The sequence below is a fragment of the Erythrobacter aureus genome (assembly GCF_003355455.1).
Lineage (GTDB): Bacteria > Pseudomonadota > Alphaproteobacteria > Sphingomonadales > Sphingomonadaceae > Qipengyuania > Qipengyuania aurea.
On sequence record NZ_CP031357.1, the window covers coordinates 1,091,516 to 1,106,299 of the forward strand.

Genomic DNA, 14,784 nt, shown 5'->3' on the forward strand with positions numbered 1-14,784 from the left:
GGAAATCACTCTTCGGTAATCCTCCCTGGTTCCGATATTTTGGTATCGGTGCAAAAGCTGAGGTGCCACTCGGTTCGTGCTCGCTTTGCCGTAACGGCATGCGGCCATATCCGGGCGGCGATCAATCATTGTTTTCACCGTGGCAAGGCGGGGCGTCCGCGAAGGCCTGCGCGATCATGGTGTGACGTTCCGAGACAGGCGTGAGCCATTCCGCATGGGTCGCGATATGGCGCCTTCGATCGAGCATCCCGGTGAGGATTATCTCAGCCGCTTCCTCCGCAGCGATAACGCGGCACAGTTCCGGATCCATGATGGGCGGCTGATCGGTGTCGGTCTTGTCCTGGATCGTCGTGGCTATCCAGCCCGGGCACACGATCGACACATCGATGCCCCTCGGCGCAAGCTCTTCTGCCAGCACTTCGCTGTAGCCGACAACGGCATGCTTGCTGGCGGAATAGATGCCGAAACCGGGCAGCGGAACCAGCCCGGCCATGGACGCGATATTCACGATGTGGCCGCGCCCCGCATCGGACATCATCGGGATGAAAGCCGCGGTGCAATTGACCAGCCCGACAAGATTGACCGACAATATGCGCGCCCAATCGCGGGCATCGCAATCGACCAGCGGGCGGCAGATCGCTATTCCGGCATTGTTGATCAGGAAGTCGCAGCCACCGAAGTGCGTTCTGCATTCTTCCGCCAGCGCGGCCATGGTATCGGCGCAGGCGATGTCGCCCTGAAAGGCGAGCGCGCGTACCCCGCCTTCACAAAGTTCCTCTGCCACCCTGTCGGCAGCGTCGCCATCGATATCGACGACCATGATACTGCCGCCCTCGGCGGCGCATTGCCGGGCGAGCGCTTCGCCCAGTCCGGCGGCGGCTCCGGTGATGACGACACAGCGCCCCTCCAGGCGGTTCTGCGCCATCGCTAGCGGCCGATGAATTCGGGTTTGCTCCGCGCACGAAACGCATCGACCGCGATGCGGTGATCCTGGGTCAGCATGGACAGATTCTCGTAAGCTGCGGCGCGGTCGATGATGGCGTTCGCCGTCACCTTGAGCCCGGCATTGATGGAGGACTTGGTCCATTTCACGGCCAGTGTCGCAGCCTTGGCTATGCGCTGGGCCATCGCATCGACGACTTCGTCGATCCGCTCCCGTTCGACCGCTTCGGTGATCAGGCCGATTTCTGCCGCCTCGCTGCCCATGATCGGGTCGCCGGTAAGAAGGTATTTGCGGGCACGCGCATAGCCAATGAGCTGCGGCCAGATAACGGCCCCGCCATCGCCGGCGACCAGGCCGATTGCGACGTGCGGATCGGCAAACCGCGCATCGGGTGTGGCGTAAACGAAGTCGCAGAACAGCGCCAGGGAACAGCCCAGACCGACTGCGGGGCCGACGACACGCGCGATGATCGGCTTCTCGAGATCGAGCAGCGAGTTCTGGATGCGGCGATCGTTCTCGATGCTGGCGGAGGTCGCCGCGAGGTCGCCATCGAGCGACACGAGCCAGTCGATGTCGCCGCCGGCGCTGAACGCCTCGCCCGAACCGGTCAGGACGACGACCGACACTTCGGGATCGCGATCGACGTCGTAGAAGATGCGCGAGAATTCGTCATGGATCTGCGGATTGACCGCATTTTTCACCTCCGGCCGGTCGATCGTGATCGTCAGGATCGAACCGTCCCGGTCGATTTTTAGCGCTTCGTACCCATCATACTTCATCAGCCTGCTCCGTGATTTCTTCGCTGGTTGTGCCGAACCGAGCGGCCATTTTCGGCCGCAGTTCGTGTTTGACGATTTTCCCCGATGCCGTGGTCGGCATTGCGTCGACGAACGCGATGTAGCGTGGCACCTTCCAGCGAGAGACTTGGCTGAAGCACCAGTCCCGAACCGCATCCGCATCGGCATGGTCCGGGCGTGCGGGGCGCAACACCGCGCACAGCTCTTCGCCGTATTTGTCGTCGGGCAATCCGAAGACCGCCGCTTCGGCGATATCGGGATGTTCGATCAGATAGGCTTCGATTTCGGCGGGATAGAGGTTTTCGCCGCCGCGAATGACCATTTCCTTCAGCCGGCCCACGATGGTCACGTAACCTTCGCTGTCCATTGTGGCGATGTCGCCCGTCCTGAGCCAGCCGTCGCTGTCGAAGGCTTCGTCGGTGGCGGCAGTGTCGCCGTAGCGCAGCATCTTGCCGGGGCCATCGACACACAGCTCCCCCGGCGTGTCGCAAGGCAGCACCTGCCCCTTCGCGTCGACGACCTTGAGACTTACACCTTCAAGGGCGAGGCCGCTGGTTGCGGTCTTCTTTTCGGCGCTATCGTCCATCCTTACGCTTGCGCTTACACCGCAGCTTTCGGTCTGACCGTAGCCGTTGAGCATGGGCACGCCGAACGTGTCTTCGCACCGTTTGAGAAAGGGTGGGGGCACTGCCGCCCCGCCGATCACGATCCGTTGCAAGGCCGACAGGTCGCGCGCAGCGAAGCCGGGCTCTTCCATCATGGCGGTGAGCATGGAGGGAACACCGATGAAACCGGTGCAGCGTTCGCGTTCGAGGATGTCCAGCGCCTGCCCGGCGTTGAAAATATAGATCGGCAGCGTGGTCGCGCCGACGATCAGCGACCCCGGCGTCGAGCTGCCCGACCCGCCGACATGGAACAGCGGAAAGCCATGACACACGCGATCGCCATGCCCGAAGCCCCAGCGCTTGTAGGTGCGCGCCGCGATGGCGGTGATGCCCCCATGCGGCAGCCACGCCGCCTTGGGCACGCCCGTGGTGCCCGATGTGTACTGGATCATGCAGACATCGTCCGCCGCAACGTCGGGCAGCCGCGTGCCGGGGCGGGCTGCGCAGGCGATCCGCTCCAGATCGCAGGTCAGATCGAAACGGGCACGCAGCAGCGGCGTTTCGTCCGCGATATTCGTGAGTATGTGGGCGGCCGATGCGCCGCCGACCTGGCCGCCATGAAAAACGGCCACCACCTGCGATGCCTTCAAGGCATAAGCGAGTTCGCGTTCACGATAGAGCGGATTGATCGCGACCAGGATCATTCCGGCCTTGGCGATGGCATATTGCAGAAAGATCCAGTTCGGATGGTTCGAAGCCCAGACGCCGATCCGATCGCCCGCTCTAAAACCATGCGCGATCAAACCGCGCGCCAGTTCGTCGGACAGCCGGTCGAGCTCGCCGAAGGTCCAGCGGAAGTCGCCGATCGCTGGCTGGTGGACGAAGGCGAGGGCAGCATCGTCGGCCCATTTTTCAGCCGAACGGGACAGCGCTTCGCCGATGGTCGTGCGCGCTGCGGTCGGATCATCGGCCGTGTCGATCCAGAGTGATTGGCGCAGTGCCAATATCCCCTCCATTAACATTGGGAGCGCGGCTGAGCGGCGCTTCGATTGCCATCGTCATAGGCAGCCCAAAGGCCGCACGGCTGCTCGCCTATCGCTCGCAAACGCGCCCGATCTGTTGCGGATCGGCCGGTCGCGGGCCAACATCCAGGCATCAAAGATCGGTCGTCTGCGGATCGTGACGGTCCGGACTGCCGATTGCAGGGCCGGTGTTCTTTTAGGGGGACGGAATGACGAGCCTACCCGACACAGTGAAGGATTGGCTGGGCAAGCCGGTGATCGTGATGGACCATGTCCTTACGGTGGAACAGGGCCTGTGGGCCAATTTCTGCGTGGCGATCGAAGACGCGAATCCACTCTACTGGGATTACCGTCTGGCGCGCGAGGAAACCGAGACGGTGATCGCACCGCCCATGATGCTGCCGAGCTGGGCCATCGACCATGACTGGCGGCCCGAGCGCGAAGGTCCGGCCCCGCGTACCCTGGAACTGCATTTCATGGTCAAGGATGCGCTTGGATATAAGAATGGCCTTGTGACGGAGGTCGAACTCGAACTTCACGAGCCTCTTCGCGCAGGCGATTCCGTCAAGGCCGAACAGATATTGCGTAGTGTCGGCGATGAGCGCGAGACCAAGCTCGGGACGGGGCGTAACTGGGAAATCGATGTTGTCTATCGCAAGCCGGACGGCACCCTTGCCGGTGTCCAGAGCCTGACTTTCCTCGGATATGGGAGGGTTGACGCATGAACCGCGCGCCCAAGCCACATATCGGCATGAAACTGCCCGACCTGCTTCTGCCGGTCACGCGCAGACTCGTGAGCATGGGGGCGGCTGCGTCGAGGGACTGGCAGCCGCAGCACCACGATCCCGACTGGGCGCGGGAGGCCGGCCTGCCCGACATCATCATGAACAATTACACCCAGGCGGGACTGATCAGCCGGTTCGTTACCGATTGGAGCGGGCCATCGGGACGCATCGGCAGGCTGCGCTTTGCCATGCGCCGGCCGCTATGCCCGGTGGGGAACCTCACGATCCGCGGCGCCGTGGTCGATCTGTCGGCCGAATCCGACACGCTCGTATGGGTGGAGATCGACGCGGAAATTCTGGTCGGTGACGATATCGTCACGACTGCGACGATCCGCGTCGCGCTGCCCGGCCCGGGCGGGGATTCGTCGGCCTGGCACTGCTCGGGCTCGCGCTGGAATCCTTGAGGGTTCGGCTTCGGAAATATGAGTTCGAACAGAGTTGAGGTGAGCGCGGCCATCTGACCACTTCCCGGTGACTTTAGCGATTGGGAAGATGAGGCGCGCATGGACCTCGGGCTGTCCGACGAACAGAGAATGCTGCAGGATATGGTCCGCGACCTGTGCGAGGACCGGTTCCCGCTGACGGCGCTGCGTCGGCTCGAGTCCGATGACGATGGGCTCGATCGGGATTTCTGGCACGCCCTCGCCGATCAGGGGCTATGTGGTATTTCGATTGCCGAGGCCCATGGCGGCCACGGTCTCGGCCTGCTCGAATGTGCCCTCGTGCACGAGCAGTTCGGCTATCATCTCGCGCAGTCTCCCCATCTCGCCAGCTCGGTCTTGGCTGCATCCTTCATCGAGGCGGCTGGCGACGCTTCCCTGTCGGCGGCACTGTTGCCGGGAATCGCCGATGGCTCGCGCATCGTCGCGATCGCATCGAGCGAGGCGGGGAGGGGCGAAGATCTGAGCGACCAGCAGGCCGTGCTCCGCCGCGATCCGAAGGGCGTGCGGATTTCGGGCACGAAACACTTCGTTTCCTTCGCCAGCATCGCCGACGATCTCATTGTTTTCGGCCGCGATGAACAAGGCGGCCACGTGGTCGCCCTGGCCGTATCCCCCGGGGCCGACGGCATCACTTTGCGCAGGCAGCAGACCATGGCGAGCGAGCCCTGTTTCGAAGTGCAATTCGAAGATGTCTTCGTTCCGTCTGAGCGGGTTTTCGCCGATGGCGCCGATCCGACAGAAGCCTGGCGGGCGGCGATGTCCAAGGCCTGCGTCGTCATCGCCGCGGCTGCAACCGGCGCCGCGCGGCGGATTCACGAAATCAGCACCGCCTATGCCAAGGAACGCGAAGCCTTCGGCAAGCCGATCGGGGCGTTTCAGGCCATCGCCCATTATCTCGCCGATGCAATCGTCGAGATCGAAGGCGCCCGTGTGCTCTATCGCAATGCGGCCTGGATGCATGACGAGGCGCGGCCCTACGCGCTCGAGGCGGCGATCGCGAAACTGCAGGCCTGCAACATTTTCCGGCGGGCATCGGCGCTCGGCATCCAGGTCCATGGCGGGCTTGGCTACACGACCGAAGCGGATCCTCAGCTTTTCTACCGCCGGGCCAAGCAATGGCAGATCCTCAATGGCAGCGAGGCCTGGCTGACGGAGGAAATTTCCCGTCTCGATGCGAGCGGAGGGCATGCGGGTGTTTGAGACACTCGATTATTCGGTCCGCGACGGCGTCGCCGAGTTGCGCCTTCAGCGCCCCGAACGGCGCAATGCGGTCAACCACCGGATGCATGTGGAATTGCCGCAAGCCTGGTCCGCAATCCGGCGTGACCCGCAGGTTGTCGTGGCGATTGTGACCGGGGCGGGGAGCAAGGCCTTCTGCACCGGCGCCGATCTTGCCGACCTTCCGCCTGTCGAGGAGAGCGACGGGCACGGCGCGATGGCCTGGACCGGGCTGCGCAACAATGTCTGGAAACCGGTGATCTGCGCGATCAACGGGCAGGTGGTCGGAGGCGGGCTGCATTTCGTAGCCGATGCCGACATTGTCATCGCCAGCGATGAGGCGACATTCTGCGATAGCCACGTCAGCAGCGGGCTGGTCGCCGGATTGGAGCCGGTGGCACTGGCCCGCAAGATTCCGCTCGAAGCGGTCTTGCGGCTGGCGCTGGTCGGGCGCGGCTATACCATGTCCGCCGCGCGCGCATGCGAGCTGGGCCTGGTCGGCGAAGTCGTCCCCGCATCTCAGTTGATGGAACGAGCGCGCGAACTCGCGGCCCTCATCGCAGCCAATTCCCCATCCGCGATGGCGAGGACCAAGCGGGCGATCTGGAGGTCGCTGGAACTGCCGCTGTCGCAATCCCTGGATGCTGCTTGGCGCGATATCGAAACGCACAATCGCGGACCCGATTTTCAGGAGGGGATCGACGCCTTTCTGGAGCGTCGCCCGCCCGAATGGGCCGCTTACGATCCCGAGGCGCGCGATGACGGGTAAGCAGCAGGTGCAGGTCGACAGGATCGGCAGGACGGGGATTATCCGCCTCGACCGGCCCGATGTGCTCAACGCCTATACGCCCGATATGGGGGACGAGCTGGTCGACGCATTCCGCACCCTGGCGTCCGACAGCGAGGTCTGCGCCATCGTCCTGACCGGCAAGGGCAGGGCCTTTTGTGTCGGCGCCGATCGCAACTTCCTGAACGGCGAGAAGGGGCAGAACGGGCTGCGCCTCGGCGAAGAGGATTTCATCGGCGGGTTCGCGACCGAATTGCTGACGATCGCCAAGCCGACCATCGCGGCGATCAATGGCAAGGCGGTCGGGCTTGGCTGCACCATGCTGCTGCCGCTCGATTTCCGGATCGCCGCGGACAGCGCAAGTTTCTCTTTCCCCTTCGCACGTCTCGGCCTGATGCCGGGAATGGGATCGACTTTCCTGCTGCCCAGGATTGTCGGGGATGTCGCCGCGCGCGAAATCATCTTCGGCAGCGCGGTTCTGGATAGCGGGGCTGCCCTTCGGGCCGGGCTGATCGGCGAAGTGGTCGCGGACGATCGGTTGCAGGATGCGGCCATGCGGCTCGCAGCCACATTCGAAACCGCCGACGCGGCAACGCTGGCGGCGATCAAATCCACTCTCAACGGCGCCGCCGTCCGGGCGATGAACATCGCGGTCGAAACCGAGCTGCGCAAGGCGCGCGAATGCCTTGCCGCGCGATCGGCCATGCACAAGCAGGAACCCATCCCGACATGACGAACGATACGATCCGGTACGACGATCTCGACGCCTTGGCGCAACGTGTGGGGGGCGAGTTCGGGGCGTGGAGCCCTGCCATCGAAGTGCCCCAGCGCATGATCGACGAATTCGCCGAAATGACCGGCGATCACCAGTGGATTCATGTCGATCCCGCACGCGCTTCCGAAACGCCTCTCGGAACCACGATTGCGCATGGCTTCCTGATTCTGGCGCTTTCCAGCGTGATCAAGAACAGTTCCGACCTGGCCATAGTCGGTCATGGCAGCGCTCTGAATTACGGGCTCGACAATGTCCGGTTCGTGTCGCCGGTGCACTCGGGGGCACGGATACACGGCCGAACGAAAGTCTCCGCGGTGGCCGAGGAAAAAGGCGGCACCATGCTGACCGTGAGCGTCGCGATCCATGTGGTCGGTTCCGAAAAACCAGCGGTCTGCTTCGACTGGAAGCTGCTGTACCGGGCATGAGCCGATGATCGAAAGCATACCCCTTCCGATCGTGGACGATCCCGTCGACCGGGCTTTCTGGCAAGCTTGCGACGAAGGCCGGCTGTTGGTCCAGACCTGCACGCAATGCGGGCACCGCCAACACCCGCCCCGAGCGATGTGTCCCGCCTGTCGCTCGATGGAGCTGGGCTGGCAGGAATGCGCGCCGACCGGGCAGTTGTGGTCCTACGTGGTGCCGCACCCGCCGCTGCTCCCCGCCTTCGCCCCGCTCGCCCCCTACATCGTGGGGCTGATCATACCCGATGGGTTCCCGGGGATCAGGATGGTGGGGGCGATCGTCGCCTCCGCGGAAGAAGGCATCGGTTCGGTCGCGCCGGCCGAGATCGCGATCGGCGACCGGATGCGCCTCACATTTGTTCGATTGGCGGAGGATGTCGCTCTGCCCTGCTGGGTCCCGGATGCGGCCTGCGCCCTCTCTGAAAGGGAAGAAAAGCCATGAATATCAAATCGCTCGGATATGTGGGTATCGGCACGGCGAATCCCGGTGCCTGGCGGGATTTCGCGGTCGAGGTGCTTGGCATGATGCCTGCCCGCGCCGTGCCTGGCGAAGGCTGGGGCGAACCGGGCCAACCGCGCCCCGACACAGGGCGTCCCGAAGGGGTTGCCGAGGATGGATCGGTCTATCTCAAGATGGACGAACGCCAATGGCGCGTGGCGGTCCACAAAAGCGAGGAAGACGGCAAGCTGCTCTATTTCGGGCTCGAACTGGACGGGCATCTTGAGCTGGCGGCTGCGGTGGCGGAATTGCGCGCCGAAGGTATCGAGGTGCGCGAAGGGACGCCTGCGGATGCCCTGGCGCGGGCCGTGACGGGGATTGCCTATTGCGCCGATCCGTCCGGGAACCAGCTCGAACTCTATTACGGCCCGACGACCGACTACAATTTCGCCTCGCCCGTTCCCGACCTGAAATTCGTCGCCGGGGCGCTTGGGGTCGGCCACTTCAATCTCTTCGTCGACGATCAGGAAAAGTGCTTCGATTTCTATACGCGTGTGCTCGGCTTCAAGCTGTCCGATTACATCCGCTTCGGTCCCGATGCAGCGCTGCAGTTCCTGCGCTGCAATGCCCGCCATCACAGCATCGCCATGGTGGATATGGGGGCGGGCAACGTGCTGCAGCACATGCTCGTCGAAATGACCGATATCGACGATGTCGGAAAGACGCTGGACCGCGCGAAGCGATATGGCCTCGATGTGGTCAGCACGCTCGGGCGGCACCGGAACGATGGCATGCTGTCGTTCTATATGCGCGCGCCGGGCGGGTTCGATGTCGAGGTCGGCTGCGGGGGCAAGTTGCTCGATGAAAGCTGGTCGCCGAACGAATTCTGCGAAGGTGACGTGTGGGGGCATGACGGACTTGTCGAAGCCGTGGTGGAGGCGAGCGAAACGGCGCGGGCACGGATGCAAGCGGCCGCGTCATGACCGAAACAAGTATCGATTTGGAGTATCGCCTCGAAGACCGGTACACCCAGCGTTCGGGGCGCGTGTTCCTGTCGGGATCGCAAGCGCTTGTCCGCCTGCCGCTGATGCAGCGCCAGCGCGATATCGACGCAGGGCTCAATACTGCGGGCTTCATATCGGGTTACACCGGGTCGCCGCTCGGTGGATACGACATCGCGCTCAATCAGGTGCCCGAACTGCTCGAAGAGCATCACATCCATTTCGAGCCGGGGATCAACGAGGATCTCGGCGCCACCGCCGTTTGGGGTTCGCAGCAGGTCGGCCTGTTCGGCAATGCGCGATATGACGGTGTTTTCGGCATCTGGTACGGCAAGGGTCCGGGCGTGGACCGTTCGGGCGACGCGCTGAAGCACGGGAGCTATTCGGGTTCCGCACCCAATGGCGGCGTGCTGGTCCTCGCCGGAGACGATCATGGCGCGAAATCGTCCACCACGGCCCATCAGAGCGACCACGCCTTCATCCATTTCGGGATGCCTTTCCTGAACCCGTCGTCGGTGCAGGATTATCTCGATCTCGGCCTGCACGGTTTTGCCATGTCTCGCCATTCGGGCTGCTGGATTGGGATGAAATGCGTTACCGATATCATCGAAAGCAGCGCATCGGTCGATATCGACCCGAACCGGCCATCGATCACGATTCCCGACAGGGATGGCGAGGGACTGGCCGCGCGTTGGGGCGTCCCGGCCCTCAAAGCGGAAGATCGCCAGTACAATCAGCGCATCCCCGCGCTGCTCGAATATGTCAGGGTCAACCGGCTCAATCGAGAGGCGATTGCGGCACCATCCCGCACTTTGGGCATCGTGACCAGCGGCAAGGCCTATCTCGACGTCATGCAGGCGCTCGAGGACCTCGGCCTGGATGCTGCGCGGTGCAGGGAACTGGGTGTCTCGGTGTTCAAGGTGGCGATGCCTTGGCCGCTGGAGCCTGAAACGCTTTGCGAGTTTGCCGAGGGTCATCGCGAAATCCTGGTGGTCGAGGAAAAACGCCCGGTGATCGAGGACCAGATCGCCAGCCTGTTCGTCAACCGCGCAAATGCGCCGCTGCTGACTGGAAAGATAGACCCGGACGGATCGCCGCTGGTCCCGGCGGTGGGCGAGACGACCCCACTCATCGCCGCGCGGTCGATCGCTGCGAGACTCATCGCTTTGACCGGAGATGACGGCCTCCGCGCGGCGCTGGATGGTCTGGAGGCGGAAAGCGCGCCTCCGGCTCTGCCGGCGGCCACACTGGCCCGAATGCCGAGCTTCTGTGCAGGCTGCCCGCACAACCGGTCGACCAAAGTTCCCGATGGCAGCGTGGCCTTCGGCGGCATCGGTTGCCACGGGATGGCCACCTTCCTGCCCGAGCGGAACACGCCGACCCTGTTCCAGATGGGCGGCGAAGGCGCGCCCTGGATCGGCATTTCGCCCTTCACCGGCACCGATCATATCTTCCAGAACCTGGGGGACGGGACCTACTATCACTCGGGCCTGCTCGCCATTCGCGCGGCGGTCGCGGCCGGGGTCAACATCACCTACAAGATCCTCGCCAACGATGCGATCGCCATGACGGGCGGGCAGGAAATAGCGGGCCAGATGCGGGTCGATACGTTGAGCCGACAGATTCACGCGGAAGGTGTCGAGGCAATTGCCATCGTCTCGGACGAGCCCGATACCTATTCGCCCGACGCAGATTTCGCTCCGGGTACGACCATCCACCACCGCGACGAGATGGACGCGGTCCAGCGCCGGATGCGCGATACGCCGGGTGTGACGGCGATCATCTACGATCAGAATTGCGCCACCGAATTGCGGCGTCGGCGCAAGAGGGGGCTGGCGCCCGATCCGGATTCGCGCCCTTTCATCAATACCCGCGTATGCGAAGGCTGCGGCGATTGCTCGGTGCAATCGAATTGCATCGCACTGGAGCCTGTCGAGACGCGGTTCGGGCGCAAGCGGCGCGTCAACCAGTCGGCCTGTAATAAGGATTTTTCCTGCACGGATGGCTATTGCCCCAGCTTCGTCGTCGTGAATGGCGGGCAGCCGCGCAAGCGGTCGGACGGGCAGCAGGACTACACGCGATATGTCGATGCGCTGCCCGTGCCCGAAGCGGCATCCACCGCCTCGCCGTTCAGCCTGCTGGTGACCGGTATCGGTGGGGCCGGCGTGGTCACACTGGGGGCAATCCTCGGCATGGCGGCGCATCTGGAAGGCAAGGGTGCGTCGGTCCTTGATGTGACCGGTCTGGCGCAGCGCAATGGCCCGGTGACGAGCCATGTGAAGGTCGCCAATTCGCCGCAGGCGCTCAAGACAAGCCGGATCGGCCGTGCCGATCTGGTGATCGGCAGCGACATGGTGGTAACGGCATCGGCCGATGTGCTTGGGCGGATGCGCAAGCGGATGACGAAAGCCGTGGTCAACAGCCGGGTGGCGCCCACTTCGGACTTCGCGACCAACCCCGATCTCGATCTCGGCACGGACGAGATGGAGCGGGCTATCGCGCAGCGTTCGGCCGATTCCGAGTTCATCGAAGCCGGCCGGTTGGCCTACGCGCTGACAGGAAACGAAGTGGCGGCCAATCTCATGCTCGTGGGGTTTGCGGCGCAGCGCGGATGGCTGCCGGTTTCGCTCGACGCCCTCGATCGCGCCATCCAACTGAACGGTGCCGCCGTCGAGATGAACCGTGCTTCCGTTGCCTGGGGACGCTTGCTGGCGCATGATCCGACTCTCGTCGCGGAGCTGGTCGCGGCGAAGAATACCGCCGATCCGCAGTCCGTGTCGCTCGACGATCTGATCGCCGACTATGCGCGGGAACTCGAAGCCTATCAGGATCGGGCCTACGCGCAGCGATATGTCGATCTCGTAGCGCAAGTGCGCGCCGCGGAAAGCGCCCTGGCCGGGAACGATGGTCGGCTCGCGACCGCTGTGGCCCGATATTACTATAAGCTGTTGGCCTATAAGGACGAGTATGAAGTCGCCCGCCATCTAAGCAGCGAGGCATTTCGCGACGCGATCGCGGAAGAATTCGAAGGCGAATACTCGATCGAATTCCTCATGGCCCCGCCGATCCTGCAGCGGCGCGATCCGGTTACCGGGCGTTATCCCAAACGCCGGTTCGGTAGCTGGATATTGCCCGCGCTGAAGCTGCTATCCCGCTTCAAGCGGCTGCGCGGCACGCCTTTCGATCCGTTTGGCTATGCGGCCCATCGCAAAATGGAACGGGGGCTCATCGCGCAATATGAAAGCGACATCGCCATGGTGATCAAGCGGTTGGACGCCAAGCGATACGAAGCTGCGACCGAGATCGCGAGCTGGCCGGAACTCGTGCGCGGATACGACACGGTGAAGGACGAGCATATCGCGGCGCTCGAGGAAATGCGGGGCAGCCTGCTGGCAAGCCTGGCCGGCCCCGTGGCCACAATACCATCGCGCATCGCCGCTGACAGGAAGGAAAAAGTGTCATGAGCATTCTCGATGGGAAAGCCGCCATCGTGACCGGTGGCGGACGCGGCATCGGCAAGGGGCATTGCCTGGCTCTGGCGCGCTGCGGTGCCAGTGTGATCGTGAACGATATCGATCGCAGTGTCGCGGCGGAGACTGTGGAGGCCATCGAGGCATCGGGCGGAAAGGCTGCGGCCAGCGATGCCAATATCGCATCGCGCGGGGGCGCCGAGGCCCTGATAGGGCAGTGTGTCGATGCGTTTGGCGCGGTCGATATTCTGGTCAACAATGCCGGAAACCTGCGCAACCGATCCTTCCTCAAAATGAGCGACGAGGAATTCGATTCCGTTTGGCAGGTTCATGTCAAAGGCACCTTCTGGTGCAGCCAGACCGCCGCCCTGGCAATGCGAGAGGCGGGTCGCGGCGGAGCGATCGTCAACACGACATCGGGCGCACATTTCGGCAGCTTCGGCCAGACCAACTATGCGGCCGCCAAGGGCGCCATCGCCTCGATGACCTATAGCTGGGCGCTCGAGCTTGCCCGGTACGGCATCCGCGTGAATGCAATCGGCCCGACGGGCACCACACGCATGTCGGATACGTTCGCGGGCAAACCGTTGCCGTTCGTCGATCCCGGCCTCAACGGCGATCTGGTCGCCTTTCTGTGCAGCGATCTGGCGGAAAGTGTCAGCGGTCAGATCTTCGGATCGGGCGGGGAACGTGTCGCGCATATGGTCCAGCCGCATTATGGCAAGACGCTGATCCGGGAGGGGGGCTGGACTCTCGAGGCGTTGCAGGATCACTTCCTGCCGCAACTTGCCAGCCAGTTCGGGCCTCTCGGCATGCTTGGGCAACCCTATCCCTTCCATGATGGCGTCTCGGCGCAGGGACAAGAGGCGTGAGCGATCGCGCCGCCCTGAAAGACCGGACCGCGATCGTCGGTATCGGGCAGACGGAGTTCGGCAAGAACCTGGAGCACACGGAGCTTCAGTTGGCGTGCATGGCGATCCGTAACGCACTGGACGATGCCGGGATAGACGCGTCAGACGTGGACGCTCTGGGATGCTTCACGCAGGAAACGACTCCGGAGTTCGAGATCGCGCGCAATCTGGGCTTCGGAGAACTGCATTTCTTCAGTCAGGTGGCGCATGGCGGGGGGGCGGTTTGCGGCGCGATCGGACAGGTTGCCATGGCGATCGCGCTCGGCATCGCGAAAGTCGGTGTCGTGTGGCGGTCCCGCAAGCGCGGCGACCCTTCCAAACGGCAATGGGCGGGCGTGCAGCCGAGGATCGGCGATCATTGGAAATGGTCGCGCCCGCACGGCCTGTCGCGTCCGGTGGACGAGGTGGCCATGCTCATGCGGCGCTACATGCACGATCATGGGGCGACACGCGAGCAGCTCGCTGCGGTTGCGCTGACCCAGCGGGCCTATGCCAGGCGCAACCCCGATGCTCTCATGCGCGACAAGGCAATGGATCTGGACGATTATCTCGGTGCCCGGATGATCTCCGATCCGCTGTGCCTGTTCGACAATTGCCTGGAGAGCGACGGGGCCATTGCCATCGTGCTGACGGGGGAGGATCGGGCTGCGGATTGCAGACATCGTCCGGTGCTGATCCATGCCTTTTCGCAGGGGATGAGCCGCGAACACCAGCTGATGACCAATTATCACGGGGCCGATCCGTTCGTCAGTTCCTCGTCGGCGACGGCCCGGAACCTGTGGCGCCAGTCCGATCTGGCACCGCCGGATATCGATGTCGCGCAGATATACGACGCCTTCTCGCCGCTGGTACTGTTCAGCCTCGAAAACTACGGCTTCTGCGGGCGCGGCGAGGCCGCGCAAATGGCGGCGTCCGGCGCGCTAGGAGCGGGGGGGCAGCTTCCGGTCAACACTTCGGGCGGCAGCCTTTCGGAAGTCTATCTGCACGGCGCCAATCTGGTGACCGAGGCCGTACGCCAGATCAGGGGAACCTCGCCGAACCAGGTTTCCGATGCACGAAACTGCTTCATCAGCACCTGCGACAGCACCCCCAATGGTGCCCTCATTCTTCGTCGGCAATAGGGGAGA

At 63.7% G+C, this 14,784-nt stretch carries 14 protein-coding genes; 11 read left to right on the forward strand and 3 right to left on the reverse strand.

The features are described 5' to 3' along the window. Positions 1 to 121: 121 nt before the first annotated feature. The 3 genes from DVR09_RS05350 to DVR09_RS05360 are packed head-to-tail and all read right to left on the reverse strand — an operon-like array spanning position 122 to position 3,349. On the reverse strand, positions 122 to 925 hold the full coding sequence (locus DVR09_RS05350) for an SDR family NAD(P)-dependent oxidoreductase (protein ID WP_115416027.1): 804 nt from the start codon (positions 923 to 925) through the stop codon (positions 122 to 124). A gap of 2 nt (positions 926 to 927) precedes the next feature. After that, a complete protein-coding gene (locus DVR09_RS05355) occupies positions 928 to 1,722 on the reverse strand; it encodes an enoyl-CoA hydratase/isomerase family protein (RefSeq protein WP_115416028.1) in 795 nt (264 codons plus the stop codon). Then, positions 1,712 to 3,349, reverse strand: a complete 1,638-nt coding sequence (locus DVR09_RS05360; RefSeq protein ID WP_162814852.1) for a class I adenylate-forming enzyme family protein — start codon at positions 3,347 to 3,349, stop codon at positions 1,712 to 1,714. Before DVR09_RS05360 ends, DVR09_RS05355 begins: the two co-directional genes overlap by 11 nt. Positions 3,350 to 3,576: 227 nt before the next feature. On the opposite strand from DVR09_RS05360, the gene DVR09_RS05365 reads away from it, so the two are divergent. The 11 genes from DVR09_RS05365 (at position 3,577) to DVR09_RS05415 (ending at position 14,778) form a co-directional block, all read left to right on the forward strand. After that, on the forward strand, positions 3,577 to 4,092 hold the full coding sequence (locus DVR09_RS05365; RefSeq protein WP_115416030.1) for an FAS1-like dehydratase domain-containing protein: 516 nt from the start codon (positions 3,577 to 3,579) through the stop codon (positions 4,090 to 4,092). Continuing rightward, positions 4,089 to 4,556, forward strand: a complete 468-nt coding sequence (locus DVR09_RS05370; protein ID WP_115416031.1) for a MaoC/PaaZ C-terminal domain-containing protein — start codon at positions 4,089 to 4,091, stop codon at positions 4,554 to 4,556. The genes DVR09_RS05365 and DVR09_RS05370 overlap by 4 nt, the downstream gene beginning before the upstream one ends. 99 nt (positions 4,557 to 4,655) lie before the next feature. Continuing rightward, positions 4,656 to 5,795, forward strand: coding sequence for an acyl-CoA dehydrogenase family protein (locus DVR09_RS05375; RefSeq protein ID WP_115416032.1), 1,140 nt, complete (start codon positions 4,656 to 4,658; stop codon positions 5,793 to 5,795). Further along, a complete protein-coding gene (locus DVR09_RS05380; RefSeq protein WP_234041565.1) occupies positions 5,788 to 6,582 on the forward strand; it encodes an enoyl-CoA hydratase/isomerase family protein in 795 nt (264 codons plus the stop codon). The genes DVR09_RS05375 and DVR09_RS05380 overlap by 8 nt, the downstream gene beginning before the upstream one ends. Next, entirely contained in the window at positions 6,572 to 7,333 is a 762-nt protein-coding gene (locus DVR09_RS05385) for an enoyl-CoA hydratase/isomerase family protein (RefSeq protein WP_162814853.1), read from the forward strand. The genes DVR09_RS05380 and DVR09_RS05385 overlap by 11 nt, the downstream gene beginning before the upstream one ends. Further along, positions 7,330 to 7,800 (forward strand): MaoC family dehydratase, encoded by a 471-nt coding sequence (locus DVR09_RS05390; RefSeq protein ID WP_115416035.1) that lies wholly within the window; start codon positions 7,330 to 7,332, stop codon positions 7,798 to 7,800. Before DVR09_RS05385 ends, DVR09_RS05390 begins: the two co-directional genes overlap by 4 nt. 4 nt (positions 7,801 to 7,804) lie before the next feature. After that, positions 7,805 to 8,278 (forward strand): Zn-ribbon domain-containing OB-fold protein, encoded by a 474-nt coding sequence (locus DVR09_RS05395; RefSeq protein ID WP_162814854.1) that lies wholly within the window; start codon positions 7,805 to 7,807, stop codon positions 8,276 to 8,278. Continuing rightward, positions 8,275 to 9,258 carry a VOC family protein gene (locus DVR09_RS05400; RefSeq protein WP_115416037.1) on the forward strand — a complete coding sequence of 328 codons (984 nt, stop codon included), beginning with the start codon at positions 8,275 to 8,277 and terminating at the stop codon, positions 9,256 to 9,258. Before DVR09_RS05395 ends, DVR09_RS05400 begins: the two co-directional genes overlap by 4 nt. Next, entirely contained in the window at positions 9,255 to 12,740 is a 3,486-nt protein-coding gene (locus tag DVR09_RS05405) for an indolepyruvate ferredoxin oxidoreductase family protein (protein ID WP_174223725.1), read from the forward strand. The genes DVR09_RS05400 and DVR09_RS05405 overlap by 4 nt, the downstream gene beginning before the upstream one ends. Then, complete coding sequence (locus DVR09_RS05410) at positions 12,737 to 13,618, forward strand: SDR family NAD(P)-dependent oxidoreductase (RefSeq protein WP_115416038.1); 882 nt, start codon at positions 12,737 to 12,739, stop codon at positions 13,616 to 13,618. The genes DVR09_RS05405 and DVR09_RS05410 overlap by 4 nt, the downstream gene beginning before the upstream one ends. Beyond that, positions 13,615 to 14,778, forward strand: a complete 1,164-nt coding sequence (locus tag DVR09_RS05415) for a thiolase C-terminal domain-containing protein (RefSeq protein ID WP_115416039.1) — start codon at positions 13,615 to 13,617, stop codon at positions 14,776 to 14,778. Before DVR09_RS05410 ends, DVR09_RS05415 begins: the two co-directional genes overlap by 4 nt. The last annotated feature ends 6 nt before the right edge of the window (positions 14,779 to 14,784 follow it).

Bases quoted from the DNA above. Each gene is read 5' to 3' on its own strand.
- DVR09_RS05350 (WP_115416027.1), bottom strand. From the start codon at position 925: ATGGCGCAGAACCGCCTGGAGGGGCGCTGTGTCGTCATCACCGGAGCC.
- DVR09_RS05355 (WP_115416028.1), bottom strand. From the start codon at position 1,722: ATGAAGTATGATGGGTACGAAGCGCTAAAAATCGACCGGGACGGTTCG.
- DVR09_RS05365 (WP_115416030.1), top strand. From the start codon at position 3,577: ATGACGAGCCTACCCGACACAGTGAAGGATTGGCTGGGCAAGCCGGTG.
- DVR09_RS05370 (WP_115416031.1), top strand. From the start codon at position 4,089: ATGAACCGCGCGCCCAAGCCACATATCGGCATGAAACTGCCCGACCTG.
- DVR09_RS05375 (WP_115416032.1), top strand. From the start codon at position 4,656: ATGGACCTCGGGCTGTCCGACGAACAGAGAATGCTGCAGGATATGGTC.
- DVR09_RS05385 (WP_162814853.1), top strand. From the start codon at position 6,572: ATGACGGGTAAGCAGCAGGTGCAGGTCGACAGGATCGGCAGGACGGGG.
- DVR09_RS05390 (WP_115416035.1), top strand. From the start codon at position 7,330: ATGACGAACGATACGATCCGGTACGACGATCTCGACGCCTTGGCGCAA.
- DVR09_RS05395 (WP_162814854.1), top strand. From the start codon at position 7,805: ATGATCGAAAGCATACCCCTTCCGATCGTGGACGATCCCGTCGACCGG.
- DVR09_RS05400 (WP_115416037.1), top strand. From the start codon at position 8,275: ATGAATATCAAATCGCTCGGATATGTGGGTATCGGCACGGCGAATCCC.
- DVR09_RS05405 (WP_174223725.1), top strand. From the start codon at position 9,255: ATGACCGAAACAAGTATCGATTTGGAGTATCGCCTCGAAGACCGGTAC.
- DVR09_RS05410 (WP_115416038.1), top strand. From the start codon at position 12,737: ATGAGCATTCTCGATGGGAAAGCCGCCATCGTGACCGGTGGCGGACGC.